General features: G+C 59.5%; 18 protein-coding genes. 9 read left to right on the forward strand and 9 right to left on the reverse strand.

Annotated elements, in window-relative coordinates:
* Window positions 1-7: 7 nt before the first annotated feature.
* Entirely contained in the window at window positions 8-889 is an 882-nt protein-coding gene (locus tag CLV41_RS16040; protein ID WP_103223443.1) for a DMT family transporter, read from the reverse strand.
* Between the two features lie 325 nt (window positions 890-1,214).
* Between CLV41_RS16040 and CLV41_RS16045 the strand changes: the two genes are divergently transcribed.
* Entirely contained in the window at window positions 1,215-1,976 is a 762-nt protein-coding gene (locus tag CLV41_RS16045) for a Stf0 family sulfotransferase (RefSeq protein WP_103223444.1), read from the forward strand.
* Between the two features lie 55 nt (window positions 1,977-2,031).
* Here the strand turns inward: CLV41_RS16045 and arfB are convergent, their stop codons facing one another.
* Window positions 2,032-2,493, reverse strand: coding sequence for an alternative ribosome rescue aminoacyl-tRNA hydrolase ArfB (arfB, locus tag CLV41_RS16050; RefSeq protein WP_103223445.1), 462 nt, complete (start codon window positions 2,491-2,493; stop codon window positions 2,032-2,034).
* The gene (locus CLV41_RS16055) at window positions 2,490-3,170 is read right to left on the reverse strand and encodes a TetR family transcriptional regulator C-terminal domain-containing protein (protein WP_103223446.1); all 681 of its coding nucleotides are present in this window, start codon (window positions 3,168-3,170) and stop codon (window positions 2,490-2,492) included. Before CLV41_RS16055 ends, arfB begins: the two co-directional genes overlap by 4 nt.
* 480 nt (window positions 3,171-3,650) lie before the next feature.
* Between CLV41_RS16055 and CLV41_RS16060 the strand changes: the two genes are divergently transcribed.
* From CLV41_RS16060 to mazG, 8 genes are all read left to right on the forward strand, one after another.
* Window positions 3,651-4,997, forward strand: coding sequence for an aspartate aminotransferase family protein (locus CLV41_RS16060; RefSeq protein WP_103223447.1), 1,347 nt, complete (start codon window positions 3,651-3,653; stop codon window positions 4,995-4,997).
* A gap of 65 nt (window positions 4,998-5,062) precedes the next feature.
* The gene (locus CLV41_RS16065; RefSeq protein WP_103223448.1) at window positions 5,063-5,350 is read left to right on the forward strand and encodes a cupin domain-containing protein; all 288 of its coding nucleotides are present in this window, start codon (window positions 5,063-5,065) and stop codon (window positions 5,348-5,350) included.
* Between the two features lie 15 nt (window positions 5,351-5,365).
* Window positions 5,366-6,622, forward strand: a complete 1,257-nt coding sequence (locus CLV41_RS16070; protein ID WP_103223449.1) for a Zn-dependent hydrolase — start codon at window positions 5,366-5,368, stop codon at window positions 6,620-6,622.
* Between the two features lie 122 nt (window positions 6,623-6,744).
* A complete protein-coding gene (gene hydA, locus CLV41_RS16075) occupies window positions 6,745-8,202 on the forward strand; it encodes a dihydropyrimidinase (RefSeq protein ID WP_103223450.1) in 1,458 nt (485 codons plus the stop codon).
* Between the two features lie 164 nt (window positions 8,203-8,366).
* Complete coding sequence (locus CLV41_RS16080; protein ID WP_103223628.1) at window positions 8,367-9,173, forward strand: ABC transporter ATP-binding protein; 807 nt, start codon at window positions 8,367-8,369, stop codon at window positions 9,171-9,173.
* A 195-nt stretch (window positions 9,174-9,368) separates the two neighbouring features.
* Window positions 9,369-10,238 (forward strand): ABC transporter permease, encoded by an 870-nt coding sequence (locus CLV41_RS16085; RefSeq protein ID WP_170107229.1) that lies wholly within the window; start codon window positions 9,369-9,371, stop codon window positions 10,236-10,238.
* A complete protein-coding gene (locus CLV41_RS16090) occupies window positions 10,235-11,383 on the forward strand; it encodes an ABC transporter permease (protein WP_103223452.1) in 1,149 nt (382 codons plus the stop codon). The genes CLV41_RS16085 and CLV41_RS16090 overlap by 4 nt, the downstream gene beginning before the upstream one ends.
* Before the next feature lie 208 nt (window positions 11,384-11,591).
* On the forward strand, window positions 11,592-12,413 hold the full coding sequence (mazG, locus tag CLV41_RS16095) for a nucleoside triphosphate pyrophosphohydrolase (protein ID WP_103223453.1): 822 nt from the start codon (window positions 11,592-11,594) through the stop codon (window positions 12,411-12,413).
* 32 nt (window positions 12,414-12,445) lie between these two features.
* Here the strand turns inward: mazG and hflX are convergent, their stop codons facing one another.
* The 6 genes from hflX to CLV41_RS16125 all read right to left on the reverse strand — a co-directional run bounded on the left by hflX (window position 12,446) and on the right by CLV41_RS16125 (window position 20,322).
* Window positions 12,446-13,732 (reverse strand): GTPase HflX, encoded by a 1,287-nt coding sequence (gene hflX, locus CLV41_RS16100; RefSeq protein ID WP_103223629.1) that lies wholly within the window; start codon window positions 13,730-13,732, stop codon window positions 12,446-12,448.
* Window positions 13,733-13,852: 120 nt separating this feature from the next.
* The gene (gene hfq / locus CLV41_RS16105) at window positions 13,853-14,110 is read right to left on the reverse strand and encodes an RNA chaperone Hfq (RefSeq protein ID WP_208987563.1); all 258 of its coding nucleotides are present in this window, start codon (window positions 14,108-14,110) and stop codon (window positions 13,853-13,855) included.
* A gap of 185 nt (window positions 14,111-14,295) precedes the next feature.
* A complete protein-coding gene (locus tag CLV41_RS16110; RefSeq protein WP_103223630.1) occupies window positions 14,296-15,159 on the reverse strand; it encodes a D-amino-acid transaminase in 864 nt (287 codons plus the stop codon).
* Between the two features lie 114 nt (window positions 15,160-15,273).
* Window positions 15,274-16,650 carry a Trk system potassium transporter TrkA gene (gene trkA, locus CLV41_RS16115; RefSeq protein ID WP_103223455.1) on the reverse strand — a complete coding sequence of 459 codons (1,377 nt, stop codon included), beginning with the start codon at window positions 16,648-16,650 and terminating at the stop codon, window positions 15,274-15,276.
* Between the two features lie 50 nt (window positions 16,651-16,700).
* Window positions 16,701-18,068 carry a nitrogen assimilation response regulator NtrX gene (gene ntrX, locus CLV41_RS16120; RefSeq protein WP_103223456.1) on the reverse strand — a complete coding sequence of 456 codons (1,368 nt, stop codon included), beginning with the start codon at window positions 18,066-18,068 and terminating at the stop codon, window positions 16,701-16,703.
* Window positions 18,058-20,322 (reverse strand): sensor histidine kinase NtrY-like, encoded by a 2,265-nt coding sequence (locus CLV41_RS16125; protein ID WP_103223457.1) that lies wholly within the window; start codon window positions 20,320-20,322, stop codon window positions 18,058-18,060. The genes ntrX and CLV41_RS16125 overlap by 11 nt, the downstream gene beginning before the upstream one ends.
* Between the last annotated feature and the right edge of the window lie 218 nt (window positions 20,323-20,540).

Genomic DNA, 20,540 nt, shown 5'->3' on the forward strand with positions numbered 1-20,540 from the left:
ACCTGGCTCAGTTTTCCAGCTGCCGCTCGCGCAGTACGATGAAAAGACCGCTCAGGATAATCACCCCGGCACCGATATAGGTTGCGAGATCGGGAATTTCGTTCCAGACAAGCCAGCCGAGCACCGACGCCCAGATCAGGGCGCTGTAGTCGAACGGTGCGACAACCGCTGCCGGAGCAAACCTGAAGGCCTGGGTCATCATGGTTATGCCCGCGGTCCCGAACAGCGCGATGCTGATAAACAGCCACATATCCTCGAGCCGCAGATCGATCCACACAAACGGGACCAGCAGCGCGCTGAGAAGTCCCCCGGCCCCGACGAGATAAACCATAAGCGTCCAGACGCTTTCGCGCGGATCGACCCAACGGGCACTGATCATCAAAAAAGCATAAAACACCGCGGTCGCAACCGGAAACAGTGACCCCGCCTGAAACGTTCCCGTCCCTGGACGGACAATGATCAGGACGCCGAGAAAACCGACCAGAACGGCGACCCAGCGTCGCCATCCCACCTGTTCTCGCAGAAGAAGGGCGGACAGAGCAGTCACGAAAATCGGGGCCGCGAAAATAAGCGCGGTCGCCTCGGCAAGTTCCAGAAGGCTCAGACCGGTGAAGAAAAGTGTCGCGGCGCCAAGCCAGATAAAACCGCGCAGCAGATGAGCAGCCGGCCGATAGGAATGCAGCGCCGCCGCCCCTCCCATCTTCAAAGCGATCAGTATCGCGATAGGCAAGGCAATCAAATTGCGCAGAAAAAGGATCTGTATCGGGTGATAACTCGCCGTCAATGTCTTGGCGATCGCATCGTTGACACATAGACAGGCAACGCCTGCACACATCAATAAAATACCTGTGGTCGCCTGGGACCGCACGCCCGCGGAGGCTGAAATCATGGATCTCTTCCTGAAACACCCTGCCAGCAGTGGAACGCAGAATGTTCTACCACCTTGAATTCGATCAACCGAACGCCAATCCAACCCGGTTGGTGGTCATTTGATTTAAAAATCGCTTGCACCTAATCACCGGAACCGGCTTGCCACAAGCCGGTTTAACCGCATTTCAGTCCGCTTTTTACGCGAAGAAACGACGTCCGGGTCATCGGCCTTGCGGAAACAGTGACGGCGCCAGACCGCTGAACCGGTGTCACGCCTATGCAATATCCAGTCGGCAAGTTGTTGAACTTGGTATTATTTCTCAATTTCCGGTTATTCTTCCGCCATGTCCCGATACGATTCATATGTCATCTGTACGTCGCCGCGCAGCGGCAGCACGCTCTTGTGCAAGCTTCTGCTCGCAACCGGCGTCGCCGGAAATCCGGGTTCCTACTTTCACAAGGCCTCGATTTCAGACTGGCTTCGGTCATTCGAACTCGTGCCGGAGGAAACGGTTGGGGAGACTGAAACACTGGACATGGTCTTTCGTGCAGCAATTGCAAAAGGCAGCCTTGCAACAGGCATTTTCGGTTTGCGCCTGCAAAGACACAGCTTTGATTTTTTTGTCCGGAAACTGGCGGTGCGACATCCGGACCTGGCAACGGACCGGGACAGGTTTCAGGCCGCTTTCGGCAGAACGCTGTTCATTCACCTGACAAGAACAGACAAGATCGAGCAGGCCGTCTCTTACGTGAAGGCGGAGCAAACCGGGCTATGGCACAAGGCACCGGACGGAACGGAGCTGGAACGCCTCGCCCCGCCCCGCGCGCCGGTCTATGACGCCGACGAGATCGCGCGTTGCTTCGAGAGGTTCGCGGCCTTCGATCTGGACTGGAAGAACTGGTTCAAAACGCAAGGCATCGAACCGTTACGCATCACTTACGAAGCGCTGTCTTACGATCCCTCTGCCGCTTTGGGCGAGGTTCTGGAGGCGCTGGGCCTGGATCGCGGCCACGCAGACGGTATAGCGCCCGGCGTGGCCAAACTGGCCGACGAGACAAATCAGGAGTGGGGCGCACGGTTCCGCCGGGAAAAGTCTCCTGCCTGACGTCCCGTTGTAGAAAGAGCCGTGATCTGTGCAGCGCCGTGCCGCTTGACATTCGTCAATCGGTCATCTGTCCGGAGCGGCCGCGCATCTTCTTGATCTGTCCCCGTTGCTTCTTGGAGTCCAATCGCCGTTTCTTTGACCCCAGAGTGGGCCTGGTGGCCTTGCGCGGCTTTGGTCTTTCGGAAGCTTTTCGCAGCAGTTCCAGAAGCCGTTCCAGGGCGTCCTCCCGGTTACGCTCGCGTGTCCGGTGCCTGTCGGCCTGCAGAAGAATCTCACCGCTCAGCGTCAGACGGCTTCCGGCGAGTTTCGCCGCCCGCGACTTTATATCCGCCGGGAGTGTATCGTTGCCCTCAAGATCGAACCGCAGCTGAACCGCGGTCGAAACCTTGTTGACATTCTGACCGCCCGGTCCGGAAGCCCTTACAAATTCCTCCGACAGATCGTCTCTTGAAATATAAAGCTGTCCCGTGACCGGAATCCGGGATGAGACCTTGAAGTCGGACGGCTCGTCCGTCATGCGCCCGGATCGCTTTCCCGCGGCCATTTCAGACCGGCGCCATTCAGGATCAGCGATGTTACGGCTGTTTCGGTTGACCTTTGAAAATCCGGATCGCTCAGATCCTTCCCGGTCAGAGCCTTGATCTGAACAGAGAAATCCGCGTAGTGCTGCGTCGTCGCCCAGATCGTGAAAATCAGATGGACCGGATCGACCGGGCGCATCCTGCCGGTGTCGATCCAGTCCTCGATGACCTGACATTTTTCCTCAACAAGGCGTTTCAGGTCCGTTTCCAGAACCGGCAGGATTTGCGGCGCGCCCTGCATGACTTCATTGGCGAATAGCCGCGAGGCTTCGGGAAATTTCGCCGACAATTCGATCTTCTGACGGATATAGGCGGCAAGTTCGTCCGCCGGATCGCCAAGGGGATTGAGCGTCTTGAGGGGTGTCAGCCAGATTTCCAGAATATGGGCCAGCGTCGCGTTATAGATCGCTTCCTTGGAGGAAAAATAATACAGCAAATTCGACTTGGACATGCCCGCGTCGGCAGCTATGCGCTCGACCGTTGCACCGGAAAACCCTTTTTTCGAAAATTCACCCAGCGCGGCTTCGAGAATCAGCGACCGGTTCTTTTCCTGTATTCTGCTCAGTCCGACTGGTTTGTATGATGCAGGCGTTTGCCCGCTGAGACCTGTCATCAATAAGTCCACTTCCCCGGCCTCATGGCCGCCCTTACCTTGCCCGTTTCGAGAGGCTGAATGCCCCGCGATCGGCGGTTTCTGGCCGGTCTCAGCCCACTCCGCGGGACAATGACCACAAATTAGCCATGTCGAACGGATTTGCATCTTGACCATTTGGTCAAATCACACCTAGGGTAAATTGACCAGGTGGCCGGAAGGCTAGACGATCCGAAAAGGCCCTGCAATGGGGATGTCTTGAAGGATCGTCCGGTTATGGTCATCATAAGGAAATCCGGAAAAACCGGGACCGGCCCGAGGGCCATCCAGAGATATTCGGCGATGACAAAACGGCAAAAGCCTGCGTGAAATCGCCGGGAACAGAGTGGGGAGAGGATTTGAACTGCTGCGCTGCCCTGGTCAGGGCGGAAGCTGTTCCATGCCCTCCTTTTCCTGCCGATACCCAACGCCGGCCGCACCCGCAGGCCGCAAGGAGGACATATGTCAGCACCGGCATCTCCGGCAGCAATGAGCCAGGCTGTAACCAACAATCTCGAAGCATTCTGGATGCCGTTCACGGCCAATCGCCAGTTCAAACAGGCCCCTCGGATGTTCGTCGCGGCCAAGGACATGCATTATACGACCTCGGACGGCCGTCAGGTCCTCGATGGAACGGCGGGATTGTGGTGCTGCAATGCCGGCCACTCGCGTCCGAAGGTGGTCGAAGCGGTCCAGCGGCAGATTGCCGAACTCGACTATGCGCCGGCCTTCCAGATGGGGCACCCGAAGGCCTTCGAACTGGCCGCCCGTCTCGCGGCCATGACGCCGTCGCCGCTTGACCATGTCTTCTTCACCAATTCCGGTTCGGAAAGTGTCGATACCGCACTGAAAATAGCACTCGCCTATCAGCGCGCCATCGGCCAGGGCACCCGCACGCGGCTGATCGGCCGTGAGCGGGGCTATCACGGCGTCGGTTTCGGCGGCATTTCGGTCGGTGGCATCGTCTCCAACCGCAAGACCTTCGGTACAATGCTCACCGGCGTCGATCACATGCGCCACACCCACGATCCGGAGCGCAACGCCTTCACGCGCGGTGTACCGGAAAGCGGCGCGGAATATGCCGAAGACCTGATCCGCATCATTCAGCTGCATGATCCGTCCACGATCGCGGCGGTCATCGTCGAGCCGGTCGCAGGCTCGACAGGTGTTCTCATACCGCCGAAAGGCTATCTGGAGCGCCTGCGCGATATCTGCACCCAGAACGGCATTCTGCTGATCTTCGATGAAGTCATCACCGGCTTCGGCCGTCTCGGCTCTCCCTTCGCGACCGACTTCTTCGGCGTGACCCCGGATCTCATCACCACCGCCAAGGGCCTGACGTCCGGCGTCATCCCGATGGGCGCGGTCTTCTGTTCGGCCGATATCTACAACGCCTTCATGACTGGCCCGGAACACATGATCGAACTGTTCCATGGCTACACCTACTCGGCCCACCCGCTCGCCTGTGCCGCCGCGCTCGCGACACTCGATACCTATGACGAGGAAGGTCTGCTCACCCGCGCCTCCGATCTGGCGCAATACTGGGAAGACGGCCTGCACGGTCTGAAGGACTGCCCGCATGTGATCGATATCCGCAATCTCGGCCTGATCGGCGCGGTCGAACTTGAACCGATTGCGGGCGAGCCGACCAAACGCGCCTTTTCCGCCTTCCTCAAGGCCTATGACGACGGCCTGCTGATCCGCACGACCGGCGATATCATTGCCCTCTCGCCGCCGCTGATCATCTCGAAGGACCAGATCGACGAGTTGTTCGAAAAACTCCGCGCCGTGCTTCACGCCATCGACTGACGGTAAAAACACCGACGCATGCTTGGCGCCCGCCGCGGTTCTATTCTTCCATGGAGCATGATGCCATGAGCAGACAACAGGCCACAGCCAGCCAGCTTATCGATGACGAACGGGTCAGGGTCACCCGGTTCGACTTCGAGCCAGGCGCGGAAACCGGATGGCACCGCCACTCGATGGATTACGTCATCACCGCCCTGACCGAGTGTCAGATGACGCTCGAGGAAACGAATGGCGAAACGCGTGATGTTCTCGTCCCCGCCGGAACCGTTTACCGCCGGGACGAAGGCGTCGAACATAATGTGATCAACGGCGGGGGCGCTCCCATGTCCTTTGTCGAAATCGAATTGAAGTAACAGGAGGGTTAGCGAATGGCAGCTCCGGGCGAAAATCTGAGGATCAATGCCGACAGGCTATGGGACAGCCTGATGGAAATGGCGAAAATCGGCCCGGGCGTTGCCGGCGGCAACAACCGCCAGACGCTGACGGACGAAGATTCCGAAGGCCGCAAGCTGTTCCAGAAATGGTGTGAGGAAGCAGGCCTCACAATGGCGGTCGATACGATGGGCAACATGTTCATGACCCGCCCGGGCACCGACCCGGACGCCCTGCCCGTTTATGTAGGCTCCCATCTCGATACCCAACCGACCGGCGGCAAATATGACGGCGTCCTGGGCGTTCTCGGCGGACTGGAAATCATCCGCACGATGAACGATCTCGGCATCAGGACCCGGCACTCGGTGGTGGTCACCAACTGGACCAACGAGGAAGGCACGCGTTTTGCACCGGCCATGCTGGCCTCCGGCGTCTTCGCCGGAGTGCATACGCAGGACTGGGCTTATGAAAAGGAAGACGCCGAAGGCAAGACATTCGGCGACGAACTGAAGCGCATCGGCTGGGTCGGCGACGAGGAAGTCGGCGCCCGCAAGGACAAGATGCATGCCATGTTCGAGCTTCATATCGAACAGGGACCGATCCTGGAAGCCGAAGGCAAGGAAATCGGCGTCGTTACCCACGGTCAGGGCCTGTCCTGGACGCAGGTGACGGTTACCGGCAAGGACAGCCACACCGGTTCCACGCCGATGCCGATGCGCAAGAATGCCGGCCTTGCCATGGCGCGCATTCTGGAACTGGTCGACGAGATTGCCTGGTCGCATGCCCCTCATGCCGTGGGCGCGGCCGGTCATATCGATGTCTATCCGAATTCGCGCAACGTCATCCCCGGCAAGTCCGTCTTCACCATCGATTTCCGCTCACCTGACATCACTGTCATCAAGGATATGGAAGACCGGCTGAAGATCGGCGCCCAAAAGATCTGCGACGACATGGGGCTTGAGGTCGAATTCGAAAAGGTCGGCGGCTTCGACCCGGTGGAATTCGACAAGACTTGCGTTGCGGCGGTTCGAAGTGCCGCCGAGCGCCTCGGTTATTCCCACCGGGATCTCATTTCCGGTGCCGGCCACGATGCCTGCTGGGTCAACAAGGTCGCCCCGACGGCGATGATCATGTGCCCCTGCGTCGATGGTCTGTCACATAACGAAGCCGAGGAAATTTCCAGGGACTGGGCCAAGGCCGGCGCAGACGTATTGTTCCATGCGGTAGTCGAGACGGCGGTGATCGTGGAATGAGGAAACTCGTGTGAACTGGTCCCGGGTCGGGTCCGGAACAGCGCAGAAGTAAACGGTTGCCGTCCCTGACCTGATCCGGGACCTGAGCCGGAGCAGACAAACGAACAACGAGGGAAACAGCAATGGCGAGCAAAGTGATCAAGGGCGGCACGGTTGTGACCGCCGATCTCACCTACGAAGCCGATGTGAAGATCGAGGACGGCAGGATCGTCGAAATCGGTCCCAATCTTTCCGGTGACGAGACGCTGGACGCCACCGGCTGTTACATCATGCCGGGTGGTATCGATCCGCATACCCATCTGGAAATGCCCTTCATGGGCACATTCTCTTCCGACAATTTCGATTCAGGCACAAGGGCGGCGCTTGCCGGCGGCACCACGATGGTGGTCGACTTCGCCCTACCCTCCCCCGGTCAGTCCCTGCTGGAAGCCCTGCAGATGTGGGACAACAAGTCCTCCATGGCGCATTGCGACTATTCCTTCCACATGGCGATAACCTGGTGGGGCGAACAGGTCTTCAACGACATGCAGACCGTGGTTCAGGAACGCGGCATCAACACCTTCAAGCACTTCATGGCCTACAAGGGCGCCTTGATGGTCAATGACGACGAGATGTTCGCCTCCTTCTCGCGCTGCGCGGAACTGGGCGCCTTGCCACTGGTGCATGCGGAAAACGGCGACGTGGTCGCAACCCTGCAGCAGAAACTGCTGGCGGAAGGCAACAACGGTCCGGAGGCGCATGCCTATTCCCGTCCGCCGGAAGTGGAAGGCGAAGCCACCAACCGGGCCATCATGATCGCCGACATGGCCGGTGTTCCGGTCTATATCGTGCACACCTCGTCGGAGCAGGCGCACGAGGCCATCCGCCGGGCCCGCCAGAACGGCATCCGTGTCTATGGCGAACCGCTGATCCAGCACCTGACGCTGGACGACAGCGAATACAGGCATTCCGACTGGGATCATGCCGCCCGTCGGGTGATGTCGCCGCCGTTCCGCGACAAGAAGCACCAGGACAGCCTCTGGGCGGGACTTGCCGCCGGTTCCCTGCAGGTGGTGGCGACCGATCACTGCGCCTTCTCAACCGACCAGAAGCGCACCGGCGTCGGCGATTTCACCAAGATCCCGAACGGTACCGGCGGCCTGGAAGACCGCATGCCGATGCTGTGGACCTACGGTGTCGGCACGGGCCGCCTGACGCCGAACGAATTCGTCGCCGTCACGTCGACCAATATTGCCAAGATCCTCAACGTCTATCCGAAAAAAGGCGCCATTCTGGTCGGAGCGGATGCGGATCTGGTGGTCTGGGACCCGGAAAAGGAAAAGACCATCTCGGCTTCGAACCAGCAATCGGCCATCGACTACAACGTCTTCGAGGGCAAGAAAGTCAAAGGCCTGCCGCGCTACACGCTCAGCCGCGGCCGGGTCGCCGTGGAAGACGGCACGGTCAACCCCAGCCAGGGTCATGGCGAGTTCGTTTCCCGCAAGCCCTTCCAGGCGGTCAACAAGGCGCTCAGCACCTGGAAGGAACTGACCGCTCCGCGAAAGATCGAGCGCAGCGGCATCCCCGCCAGCGGCGTATGAGGAACAGGCACCTCCCCCTTTCGGGGAGGTTTTTTCTGTGACCTTTATCTATCGGTTTGCCCCGCGCCGAGGTATGCAAATTTGAGTATACTCGGCTCTGAAGAACAGCATTCGACCTGCCCAGGAAACACATGACCGCACTTGCCGGCGCAAAGGACACCGAAATGGTGGAAAAACACAAAAGCGCAAGCCCGGACCGGGTGATCGATATTGAGAAACTGTCCCTCACCTTTGAGACCAATGACGGCCCGGTTCATGCCCTTTCCGATATCGACCTGAAGATCGAGCAGGGAGATTTCGTCTCCTTCATCGGCCCTTCGGGCTGCGGCAAGACCACGCTCCTCAGGGTCATTGCCGACCTGGAAAAACCAACAGCGGGCTCGATCACCGTCAACGGCGTCTCTCCGGAGGAAGCGCGGCTCAATCGCGCCTATGGCTATGTCTTCCAGGCCGCCGCGCTCTATTCCTGGCGAACCATCGCCGGAAACGTCGCCCTGCCGCTGGAGATCATGGGACTTTCCAGATCCGAGCGGCAGCAACGCGTCGCCAGGAACCTGGAGCTGGTGAACCTTTCGGGCTTTGAAAAGAAATATCCCTGGCAGCTTTCCGGCGGCATGCAGCAGCGCGCCTCGATCGCCCGTGCCCTTGCTGTCGAGCCGGATCTGCTGCTGATGGACGAACCCTTCGGTGCGCTCGACGAAATCGTCCGCGATCATCTCAACGAGCAACTGCTTCAGCTCTGGGCGAAGACCAGCAAGACCGTTGCCTTCGTCACCCACTCCATTCCCGAAGCGGTGTTCCTTTCCACCAAGATCGTCGTTCTGTGCCCGCGCCCGGGCCGGATCTATGATGTCATCGAAAGCGACCTGCCGCGCGACCGCACTCTAGACATCCGCGAAAGCCCGGAATTCCTCAAGATCGCCCACCGCGTGCGGGAAGGACTGAAAGCGGGGCACTCCTATGAGGATTGAACGGCTCCGGCCCGACCTTCCCGCTACTGGCCCGGCATTCCATGCTGCTTCCAATGTTGAACTACAGGCAATTGATGTGCGGAAATCCAACGGAATGGATCCCAAGGACAAGCGACTGGATGATCGGGGAACGAACGCCGCATGACCTCGAATACCTTCGCCCCAACTCGCAGTCTGAACCCTTTTGCCGGTCTCATGTCCGGCACAGCCGGTCCGGTAATCGTGGTTGTCCTCGCCATCATCGGCGCCTGGTACATCGGTTCAGTTTCGCTCAACACGCCGTTCCAGCTCGATACATATGAGCGCGCGGACCGGACGGATGTCCCTTTCAGCGAGCTCCTGTCCGATACGCTCTCGCAGGAACGGCCCGTGCTGCCCGCACCGCACCAGATTGCCGTTGAAATCTGGGAGACGACCGCCGAGAAGAAAATCACCTCCAAACGCTCGCTGATCTATCATTCCGGCATCACGCTTTCCTCCGCCCTGCTGGGTTTTCTCATCGGCACGACGCTCGGCATCCTCCTTGCCATCGGCATCATCCATTCGCGCGTGCTGGAAAAGTCGCTGATGCCGTGGATCATCGCGTCGCAGACGATACCGATCCTCGCCATTGCCCCGATGATCATCGTGGTCCTCAATGCCGTCGGCGTGTCGGGCCTGCTGCCCAAGGCGATGATCTCGACCTACCTGTCCTTCTTCCCGGTTGCCGTCGGAATGGTGAAGGGCCTGCGCTCGCCGGAAGTCATCGACATGGACCTGATGCACACCTATTCGGCGAACCGCTTGCAGACTTTCTGGAAGCTGCGCCTGCCCTACGCCGTGCCGTTTCTATTCACGTCCATGAAGATCGGCATGGCGGCAGCGCTGGTCGGGGCAATTGTCGGCGAATTGCCCACGGGAGCCGTTGCCGGGCTCGGCGCGCGCCTTTTGTCCGGATCGTATTACGGCCAGACCCTACAGATCTGGTCCGCCCTGATCATGGCCGCGTTTGTGGCAGGCTCTCTGGTGGCGCTGATCGGACTGGTTGAAAAACTTGCGTTGCAACGCATGGGGATGACGCGATGAGCACCCGATCCCTTTCAAAAAGCCGGTTGGATATACCCGCCCTGCTCGCCTGGCTCATCGTCGCGCTGGTGATCGTCGGTCTGTTCAGCCCGATTTTCAGGCCGGATTTCGGCGTGATGGACGTTCCGCGTCTTTCGCTTTGTCTCGTCATTCTGGCAATCGCCGCCGTCCGCTATGAACTCGGTTTCATGCGCAACCGGTTTGGCGATCTGATGCTCGGCTTTGTCACGGCCTTCGCGGCATGGCTGCTCATCGGCACGGTGTCGAACCATCCAGGAGACGCCGCACTCGGGTTTTGGGCTCTGACGGCCGCCGCCTGGGCCTCGGCATGGCTGTTCGTGGAACGTCTTGCCTCCTGGAAGAACTCATCCAAAAGCGCGGCAAGGCTCATTAACCTGGCCATTCCCGCCCTCTTCGGTATCACCCTCCTTGCGCTCTGGCAGATCGTCGTCACCGGAGCCGGCGTTCCCAAGGTTCTGCTGCCCGCACCATCCGAAATCTGGCTGCGCCTGATAGGTTCCGTACCGACACTGTGGGCCGATTTCCGCCAGACATTCCTGAAGGCGGTTCTTGCGGGTTACGCTATCGGCTGCGGTTCGGCGTTCCTGACCGCCGTCCTGGTCGACCGGGTGCCGTTCCTGCGCCGCGGCCTGCTGCCCATCGGCAATCTGGTCTCCGCCCTGCCGATCATCGGCGTTGCCCCGATCATGGTCATGTGGTTCGGCTTCGACTGGCCCTCCAAGGCCGCTGTCGTCATCATCATGACGTTCTTCCCGATGCTGGTGAATACGGTCGCCGGTCTGTCCGCCTCGGACACCATGCAACGCGACCTGATGCGCACCTATGCCTCCGGTTACTGGCACACGCTTGTGAAACTGCGCCTGCCGATGGCCATGCCCTTCATTTTCAATGCCCTGAAGATCAACTCAACACTTGCCCTGATCGGCGCGATCGTGGCCGAATTCTTCGGCACGCCGACTGTCGGCATGGGCTTTCGCATTTCCACCGAAGTCGGCCGCATGAATGTCGACATGGTCTGGGCCGAGATCGCCGTCGCGGCGGTGGCCGGGTCCCTGTTTTACGGCCTTATCGCACTGCTGGAACGCGCCGTGACCTTCTGGCATCCGTCGGTCAGGGGTAGATAGCTTCTATCCCTTGCTGTTTGTCATTGCGGACAAGTCCAACCCCGGCTGCCTGGTGCCGATCCGCAGCGACAGGTAATACCAAAGAGCGTTGAATGGCTGCGGTGTTTCAGCATTCTCCAGCCGACCACTTGCGTTATGCGGGAACAATCGAATACCGGTGTTCCACTCAGATATCAGTGACGCACCCAAATAAGATCAAGGCCACTCCATGACCCCCAGCCGCGACATTTCCCGCCTCATTGAAATCATGGCCGCGCTCAGAACACCGGTGACCGGCTGCCCCTGGGATCTGGAACAAACCTTTGCGACAATTGCGCCCTACACGCTCGAAGAAGCCTACGAGGTGGCCGATGCCATCGCCAAGAACGACATCTTGAACCTTCGCGAGGAACTCGGCGACCTGCTGCTCCAGGTTGTCTATCACGCCCGCATGGCGCAGGAAGAGGAGCAATTCGATTTCGGCGATGTGGTTGAAGGCATTACCGCAAAGCTGATCCGGCGGCATCCGCATGTCTTCGGCGATGAAAACGGCGACAGGCCGGAACTGGTCAAGGGCATCTGGGAGCGGATCAAGGCGGAGGAACGCGCTGAGAAGCGGGCCGAACGCGAAGCACTCGGTCTTGCCGAACCGGAAAAGGGATTTCTGGACGACGTGCCTAGCGCCTTCCCGGCCCTTCAAGAGGCAGACAAACTGCAGAGGCGCGCCGCAAAGGTCGGGTTCGACTGGAACGACGCCCGCCTGGTTCTCGACAAGATCCGGGAAGAAACCCATGAACTCGATGAGGAACTCGCCAGGGAAGCGCCCGACAAGGACAGGATCGCCGACGAACTCGGCGACACTCTCTTCGCTCTCGCCAATCTCGCCCGGCACCTGGACATCGATCCGGAAGAGGCCCTGCGCCGGACGAACCGCAAGTTCCGCAAGCGCTTTGCCGCCATTGAAGACCATGCCGCGAAATCGGACACGACACTGGAGGCGATGACGCTGGACGAAATGGAGGCCGCCTGGCAGGCAGCCAAGGGCAAATAGGTCTCCGGATCAGTTTCTAGAGTGGCAGGAGCCTAATCAACGATATAGGCGCCGAAAGTCTCCCGGAACGGACCGCGCTGCTTGTCGGAGACACGCACTTCTGCAATCACGTAGTCTTCCGCATCCGTGCGCTCCAGCACTTCGGCCATCTGGTAAACCTTCGCCAGCAACGCCCCTTCCGCGACCGGAATTTTCAGGGACAGAATGTCGTCATGCTGCGCCATGAAGGCATCGATCCGGGTCAGGAGACTGTCAACGCCTTCCCCCGTCAGGGCGGACAGGGCGATCGGCCCTTCCTCGCCCGCATCTTCCAGCAGTTTTTGCCGGTAAGCGGGATCGAGACAGTCGATCTTGTTCCAGACTTCGACGACCGGTGCCCCTGTAATTGCGTCGACCCCGAGATCGCGCAAAGTCTTCTTCACGTCTTCCGCCTGGGCATCCGTATCGGCATGTGAGATGTCGCGCACATGCAGGATCAGATCGGCTTCCAGCACCTCTTCCAGCGTCGCCCGGAACGCCGCAACCAGATGGGTCGGCAGATCGGAGATGAACCCTACGGTGTCCGACACGATCACTTCCCTGCCGTGAGGCAGGGAAACCTTGCGCAATGTCGGATCGAGCGTCGCGAAAAGCAGATCCTTCGCAAAGACGTCTGCTTCCGTCAAACGGTTGAAAAGTGTAGATTTTCCGGCGTTGGTATAACCGACCAGCGCCACGACCGGCTGCGGAATCTTCTTGCGTTTCTTGCGGTGAAGATCTCGGGTGCGGCGCACACCTTGCAGCTGTTTCTGCAAGGCGATGATACGGTCCTGGATCTGCCGTCGGTCGGCCTCGATCTGGGTTTCGCCGGGCCCGCCCATGAACCCGGCGCCGCCGCGCTGACGTTCCAGGTGTGTCCAGGACCGAACAAGACGGCTTTTCTGCCAGCTCAAATGGGCAAGATCGACCTGCAGGCGGCCTTCCTTGGTGCGCGCGCGGTCGCCGAAAATTTCCAGAATGAGACCGGTCCGGTCGATCACCTTGGTCTTCAGGCGTCGTTCCAGGTTGCGCTGCTGAACCGGCGACAGAGGATGATCGATAACGACCAGATCCAGATCCTCGCTGGCAACAATGCCGGCAAATTCCGCAACCTTGCCCTCGCCGAACAAGGTGGCGGGCTTCGGGTTGCTGATCCGCACGATACCCGAATGGACGATATTTAGATTGATGGCCGCACTGAGGCCGACGGCTTCCTCCAGGCGTGCTTCCGGGCTCCGGTTGGAGCGCAGATCATGCTGGCTTCCTTCGCCGCGCAATTGCAGCACCGGCTCCAGGATCATCGCACGAAAAGGCTGGGGCAGCCGGTCCACCCCGGCGTCCTTCAGCCTGAGCGATGTCTGGCCTGGCTCGTCAGAACCATTGGATTTTGAAAAATCGTCTGCGCGAGACTTGGGTTTCAATCAGCTTGCCTTTTCCGCAGTTTCCTCAGCCTGATCGAACAGTTGAACAGGTCCGTTGGGCATAATTGTGGAAATCGCGTGCTTATAAACAAGCTGAGAATGTCCATCGCGCCGGAGCAGGACACAAAAGTTGTCAAACCAGGTCACGACGCCCTGCAATTTCACGCCGTTGATGAGAAAAATCGTCAGGGGAGTTTTTTGTTTGCGAACGTGATTAAGGAAAGTGTCTTGAAGATTTTGTGCGCGCTCAGCCATCAGTCTTTTTATCCTGTTTGTCCCGGATGCGGCCGAGCATCCGGCGTTTACGCAGCTTACCGTCGAAAACCTTTCAAATTCAAACACTAAGGTTTGACGTGCCGCTCGCTTTTTGCATTGCCCACCAGATAGAACTGCTGCCTCAGTTCTATATTGTATCTAAATTCCGCCCAACAAGCCCAGTCGAATCATACCATCTGAAAATCAGTAGCAGTATGGAACAGATCGCGCAATCGGGTTGCAACGCTGCCCGGGTGGCCATTTCCGATCATCCTGTCGTCCACTCGCACGACCGGCATGACGATACTCGTCGCCGCTGTCACGAATGCTTCCTTCGCTTCGAAGGCTTCTTGGAGGCTAAATGGCCTTTCTTCAAAAGTCAGCCCCTCTTTCTCAATAAGCTCAAGAACAACTGCCCGGGTTATGCCTCTCAGGATCCCGCTCTCGGCCGGTCGCGTGACGAGAGTGCCCTCCTTCGTGACGATCCACGCATTCGTCGACCCGCCTTCGGTGACAAAGCCGGTTGTATCGACATACCAGGCTTCCTTGCCGCCGTGCTCCTTGGCATTCTGTTTCGCCAGCACATTGGGCAGCAGCGCCACGGTCTTGATGTCGACCCTGGGCCAGCGGTTTTCCGGATAGCTGACCACCGCAATCCCCTGCGCCGCCTGCGCGCTCGCCGCTTCGGGACTGGTGGAACGGGCTGTGACGACTATCGACGGCGCAACATCCTCCGGCGGGAAGAAGTGATCGCGCCTGGAGACGCCCCGGGTAACCTGGATATAGACCAGACCGTTGCGCACCTTGTTTCGGCGCACGACCTGACGCACCACGAATTCAACAGCGGCCCTTGTCATCGGCCAACCAATGCGCAGTTCGCCCAGGGACCTGTCGAGACGGTCCAGATGCCGGGTCATATCGACGATCCTGCCCTGCCAGATCTCGCAGACCTCGTAAACCCCGTCGGCGAACTGATAGCCCCGATCTTCCACGTGCACCGCAGCATCCGCATGGCGGACATATTGACCGTTGACATAGGCAATCCGGCTCATGCTTTCTCCAAAGAACAGCGGTTCGATCCGAACCGATTGGTTTCTTTTGAAATTTGACCACAAGACCTGGCAAACGCAAGGCCTGAAGGCGTCTCAAACGCTAAAAAAAACGCCTTAAAAGAAGTCCAGGCTGACCCGGAACATCTGCTCGACCTGCCGCACCCGGCTCGCAACCGCAAAAATGACAATTCGGTCCTGGGCCTGGATCTGAAGATCGCCGTTCGGTGTCAGAACTTCGCCGGCCCGGAAAACCGCTCCCACTCGAATACCCGAGGGCAGATCGATCTCCCGCAAGGGTTTTCCGACAAGCGGCGATGTGTCGAGTGCCTCGGCCTCGACGATTTCCGCCGCTCCGTTCTGCAGCGAATGAACGCCCCTGATACGGCCGCGGCGCACATGCTGAAGGATGCGCGAAATGGTCACTGCCCGGGGATTGATGAATGCATCGATGCCCAGGGCATTGGCAAAAGCCGGATAGCTCGGGTTGTTCAACAGCGACAGCGAGCGCTTGCAGCCGAGCTTTTTCGCCATCACCGAGGAAAGGATGTTCACTTCGTCATCGTTGGTCAGAGCCACCATCGTGTCGGCATCGCCGGCGTCAGCCTCGTTCAGGATGGTCTGATCCAGTGCGCTGCCATGCAGGATAACAGAGCGTTTGAGTTCATCCGCCACTTCCATGGCCCGCTCGCGCGATGCCTCGATCAGCTTGATTTTCGTGCCTGACTGCCGCTGCTCCAGAGCCTTTGCGACATAAAGGCCGATATTGCCGCCGCCTGCGATCACCACCTTGGCCGCCTCAGGCTCCTCATGGCCGAAAATGCTCAGCGTACGGCGCACCTGATCGCGCCGCGCGACAACATAGGCCAGGTCGCCGATCAAGATGGAGTCGCTGCTCTTGGGAACGAAAAGCCGGTTGTTCCGGTAGATGCCGACGACAACGGCGCCCAGATCCGGAAACAGTTCCGTCAGCTGGCGCAACGGTGTATCGACGACCGGGCAGTCCTCCTCGCAGATGATACCGACAACCACCACATGATCGTCCGCGAACCGGACCGTCTCCACCGCACCCGGCAATGCCAGACGGCGCAGCACCATTTCGCCGACCTCGATCTCAGGCGAAATGATCACGTCGATCGGCATGTGATCGCGGGAAAAGAGATTGCGCCACCGGCCCTGCAGATAGGATTGCGCCCGGATACGGGCGACTTTGGTCGGCACGTTGAAGAGCGAATGCGCCACCTGGCAGGCCACCATGTTGACTTCGTCATACAGCGTGACGGCAACGATCATGTCCGCTTCTTCGGCGCCGGCCTGGGCCAGGATATCCGGATGCGCTCCGTGCCCCACGAACCCCCTCACATCGAGCTGATCGCCGATGGCATTGATCAGTTGCGGCGAGGAATCGATCACGGACACATCGTTCTGCTCCGCGGCGAGGCGTTCGGCAATTCCGTAGCCCACCTGCCCGGCGCCGCAAATAACGATTTTCATGGGAGGAAACCTTTCCCGCTCTGCCGATTAATCCCGAGGCTTCACTACTCTTAGGTCATGCCCAGGGTTTTCAGTTTGCGATGAAGCGCAGAGCGTTCCATACCGACAAATTCGGCGGTCCGCGAGATGTTCCCGTCAAATCTTTTGATTTGGGCCTGCAGATACTCGCGTTCGAATATCTCGCGCGCTTCCCGCAAGGGCACGGACATCAGGTGCTCGCCGGTGCCGGACGTCGGCAGATTCGGCAAGGTTTCGCCGATTTCGGCGGGCAGCAGATCGGCCGTAATCGTGCTGTCCGGGTCACCGCGGCTGAGAATCAACAGGCGCTCCACGTTATTGCGGAGCTGGCGGACATTTCCCGGCCAGTCATGGGTCTGCAGAACCGCCATGGCGTCGTCGCCGATCGGACGGAGCGGGATGCCGGACGCAGCCGAAATCTGTTCCATGAAGTGATGGACCAGTACCGGAATATCCTCACGCCGTTCCGACAGGCCGGGCACGCGCAGGGGAACCACGCTGAGCCGATGATAGAGATCCTGCCGGAAAAGCCCGGAGCCGATGTGTTCCTCCAGATTCTTTGACGTGGAGGACAGGATCCGGATGTCGACCTGTACCTTCTGCGTGCCGCCGACCCGGGAAAAACTCTGCTCGACCAGCACCCTGAGGATCTTTCCCTGGGTTTCGGCCGGCATGTCGGCGACCTCATCGAGGTAAAGCGTCCCGCCATGGGCTTCTTCAAGGGCACCGATTTTCCGCAAGCTGCCGGTATCGTCCTCGATGCCGAACAGCTCCTCCTCCATGCGCGCCGGCGTGATGGTCGCCGCGTTCAGGACGACGAACGGGCTTTTGGCGCGCGCCGAGAGATCGTGGATCATCCGGGCCGCCCGCTCCTTGCCCGCCCCGGACGGGCCGATGATCAGGATACGGCTGTTGGTGGCGGCGATCTTCTGGATCGTCTGGCGCAGGTTATGCGCGGAGGATGAATTGCCGACGATATCGCTGGTTTCACCGCTGCGCTGTTTAAGATCGCGGATTTCGCGTTTCAGGCTCGAAGCTTCCAGAGCGCGTTCGACAATATGAATGAGACGGTCGGCCTTGAAGGGCTTTTCAATATAGTCGTAGGCGCCCCGCTTGATTGCCGAAACGGCCGTTTCGATATTGCCGTGGCCGGAAATGATCACCACCGGCAGGTCCGGATCGGATTCCTTCAGAACATCCAGAAGCGCCAGCCCGTCGAGCCGGCTGCCCTGCAGCCAGATATCCAGAATGACGAGGGAGGGTCTGCGTTCCTTCACCGCGGCCAGCGCGCGGTCGGAATCCGGTGCCGTCCGGGTTCCGTAGCCGTCATCGTCAAGGATACCGGCAATCATTTCCCGGATATCGGTTTCGTCGTCTACGACAAGAATATCATGCGCCATGGGCCGTCACTGCTTGATCTCTGTCCTCGGTCTCAGGTTCGCTGTCGGCATGTGCTGCCAGTGTCAGGCGGACAAGAGTTCCCGTATCTTCAGGGTTGGATTTGGGAGCGTCGAGCAATTCGATACCGCCCCCGTGGTCTTCAAGGATTTTCCGTACGATAGCAAGGCCGAGGCCCGTACCCTTTTCCCGCGTGGTCATGTATGGCTCCAGCAGGCGATTTCTGTTTTCTTCCGGCAAGCCTATGCCGTTGTCCATGACGTCGATCACGATCCGTCCGCTGCCGTCACCCGCCGCCCCGCGAAGGTCCACCGTGACCCGGCCTTTCGGCAGATTCTCGCCCGTCCTTGCGCTGACCGCTTCCGTCGCATTCTTGACCACGTTGGTGAGTGCCTGTCCGACAAGCCGGGCGTCGAAGACCGCCTCCACCGGTTTTTCCGGCACCAGTGCTTTCACGCTGATTTCCGGATTTGCAACCGATTGCATGAAGGCGGCATCGCGCACCGCCTCGCGCAGGTCGCCCTTTGACTTGGTGGGCTTGCGCATGCGGGCGAAGGAGGAGAATTCATCGACCATCTGGCCAATGTCGCCGACTTGTCTGACAATCGTGTCAATGCACTGGTCGAACACCTCCCGGTCTTCTTCAATACGTTTTCCGTAGCGTCTGCGGATACGCTCGGCGGACAGCTGGATCGGCGTCAGCGGGTTCTTGATTTCATGCGCGATCCTGCGTGCGACATCCGCCCAGGCCGAGTTGCGCTGCGCGGATACAAGGTCGGTGATATCGTCCAGCGTCACCACGAAGCCGTGTTCGCGGCGTGTCGACTGTTCACTGGTGATACGCACATTGATCGTGCGAAGCCGCCCGCCCCTGCCGATCTCGATCTGCGTTTCGGGAAGCCTGTCCCCCGGGCTCTGCAGGGCTTCCGAAATACAGTCTTTCAGCTCCGGCACGACCTCGATGAGCGACTTGTTCAGAATTTGCACTTCGTCCAGCATCAGGAGTTCCAGGGCCGATCTGTTGATCAGCATGATGGAGGCCTCGTCATCGACGCCGATCACCCCGGTGGAGACCCCGGACAACACGGCCTCATTGAAGCGGCGGCGGCGGTCGATCTGCTCGTTGGCGGCCAGCAGCGCGTCCCGCTGACCGAGAAGCTGGCCGGTCATCTTGTTGAAGGTTGTGCCAAGATTTGCAAGGTCTCCGCCCGACTTTTCAGTCCCGACCTTGACGCTGAGATTGCCCCTGGAAACCTCATCAGCCGCGGAAATCAGAGCACGGATCGGAGACACCAGACGGTTCGCAAAGCCGAAACCGATCCAGATGGCCGACAGCAGCAGCACAAGCGCCACTCCGAGATAGACAAGCGCAAAGGCGACCTGCACGCCGAAGCGGCTGTTCTCCATCTGCTGGTATTCGGACGCACCGTCTTCGGCCAGACGAAGATATTCAACCACGCGCGGATCGATCGCGCGCACCGCATATAGGTAAAAGTTGTCGTAGGCCGACAGTTTCATGACCCCGCCAACGATGTTGGAACTTCCCGGGGCGATCAGTATCGGGTCGCCGGATTTGGCCTTGAAGAAGCTGTCGGCGGGCGGCAGCGGAATATCGGCATTGGGATCGAGAATGATCCGCGTCACCACATCGCCGTTTTCGTTCAACATGAAAGCGCCGAGAATGCCGCGCAGCGACACCTGGGTGGAAAAAAACTGGTCGAAACGCGACGGTTCGAATTCATAGACCGCTTTGGCCCGGTCGATGTCGTTGGTCATGGCGATCAGATCGCCGCGCAGCACTCTGGCATGTTCCTGAAGATAGGCCTGCGCCACGGTCAGTGCGTTGTCGATGATCTGGCGCGTCCGGTCCTCGAACCACCGGTCGAGCCCGCGGTCGAGCGTTATAGCGGCGAGTATCGCCATAAGGACGGCTGGAACAGCCGCCACAAGGCTGAACAGGGCGACGACCCGCACATGAAGCCTGGCAGCCGCGCGCCCCCGGCGCCGGGCCTGCCAGAGCTTCAGAATCTCGAAGGCGATGACGCCAAGCAGAACGGCGGCAAGCGCTCCGTTGATCGTCATCGCGGTCTTGATGACGTCGCGGGTGGGATCGATGGAAGTCAGCCCCATCAAAATGGCGAAGGTCACACCGATGGAGATCAGTGCAACAACCATGATCGCAAGACCGGCGCGTCGCCAGATCCTTCCGGCAGCACTCGACTGCGCAACGGACTGCTGTGCCGCTTCTAATATCATTGGACCTCAAACGCATGCCGTCAGGAAAGCGGCACAGGCTTCATAGACTGTTTGCGGCAAACTTATCACACAATGTTGCGAAATTGCGACAGGGTTGGCGGAAGGACGAAAAAATGCGGTGGACGACTCGCTACACCCAGGCGTCGCCGGACACGCCGCCATTTTTATCCGCAACACTCCGCGCAAGCCATGATCCTGCGAGCGGCCTGTCGATGCCG

Source organism: Roseibium marinum (genome assembly GCF_002906165.1).
Lineage (GTDB): Bacteria > Pseudomonadota > Alphaproteobacteria > Rhizobiales > Stappiaceae > Roseibium > Roseibium marinum.

Coding starts and splice junctions, on each gene's coding strand:
- CLV41_RS16040 (WP_103223443.1), bottom strand. CDS start 889: ATGATTTCAGCCTCCGCGGGCGTGCGGTCCCAGGCGACCACAGGTATT.
- CLV41_RS16045 (WP_103223444.1), top strand. CDS start 1,215: ATGTCCCGATACGATTCATATGTCATCTGTACGTCGCCGCGCAGCGGC.
- arfB (WP_103223445.1), bottom strand. CDS start 2,493: ATGACGGACGAGCCGTCCGACTTCAAGGTCTCATCCCGGATTCCGGTC.
- CLV41_RS16055 (WP_103223446.1), bottom strand. CDS start 3,170: ATGACAGGTCTCAGCGGGCAAACGCCTGCATCATACAAACCAGTCGGA.
- CLV41_RS16060 (WP_103223447.1), top strand. CDS start 3,651: ATGTCAGCACCGGCATCTCCGGCAGCAATGAGCCAGGCTGTAACCAAC.
- CLV41_RS16065 (WP_103223448.1), top strand. CDS start 5,063: ATGAGCAGACAACAGGCCACAGCCAGCCAGCTTATCGATGACGAACGG.
- CLV41_RS16070 (WP_103223449.1), top strand. CDS start 5,366: ATGGCAGCTCCGGGCGAAAATCTGAGGATCAATGCCGACAGGCTATGG.
- hydA (WP_103223450.1), top strand. CDS start 6,745: ATGGCGAGCAAAGTGATCAAGGGCGGCACGGTTGTGACCGCCGATCTC.
- CLV41_RS16080 (WP_103223628.1), top strand. CDS start 8,367: ATGGTGGAAAAACACAAAAGCGCAAGCCCGGACCGGGTGATCGATATT.
- CLV41_RS16085 (WP_170107229.1), top strand. CDS start 9,369: ATGTCCGGCACAGCCGGTCCGGTAATCGTGGTTGTCCTCGCCATCATC.
- CLV41_RS16090 (WP_103223452.1), top strand. CDS start 10,235: ATGAGCACCCGATCCCTTTCAAAAAGCCGGTTGGATATACCCGCCCTG.
- mazG (WP_103223453.1), top strand. CDS start 11,592: ATGACCCCCAGCCGCGACATTTCCCGCCTCATTGAAATCATGGCCGCG.
- hflX (WP_103223629.1), bottom strand. CDS start 13,732: ATGATCCTGGAGCCGGTGCTGCAATTGCGCGGCGAAGGAAGCCAGCAT.
- CLV41_RS16110 (WP_103223630.1), bottom strand. CDS start 15,159: ATGAGCCGGATTGCCTATGTCAACGGTCAATATGTCCGCCATGCGGAT.
- trkA (WP_103223455.1), bottom strand. CDS start 16,650: ATGAAAATCGTTATTTGCGGCGCCGGGCAGGTGGGCTACGGAATTGCC.
- ntrX (WP_103223456.1), bottom strand. CDS start 18,068: ATGGCGCATGATATTCTTGTCGTAGACGACGAAACCGATATCCGGGAA.
- CLV41_RS16125 (WP_103223457.1), bottom strand. CDS start 20,322: ATGATATTAGAAGCGGCACAGCAGTCCGTTGCGCAGTCGAGTGCTGCC.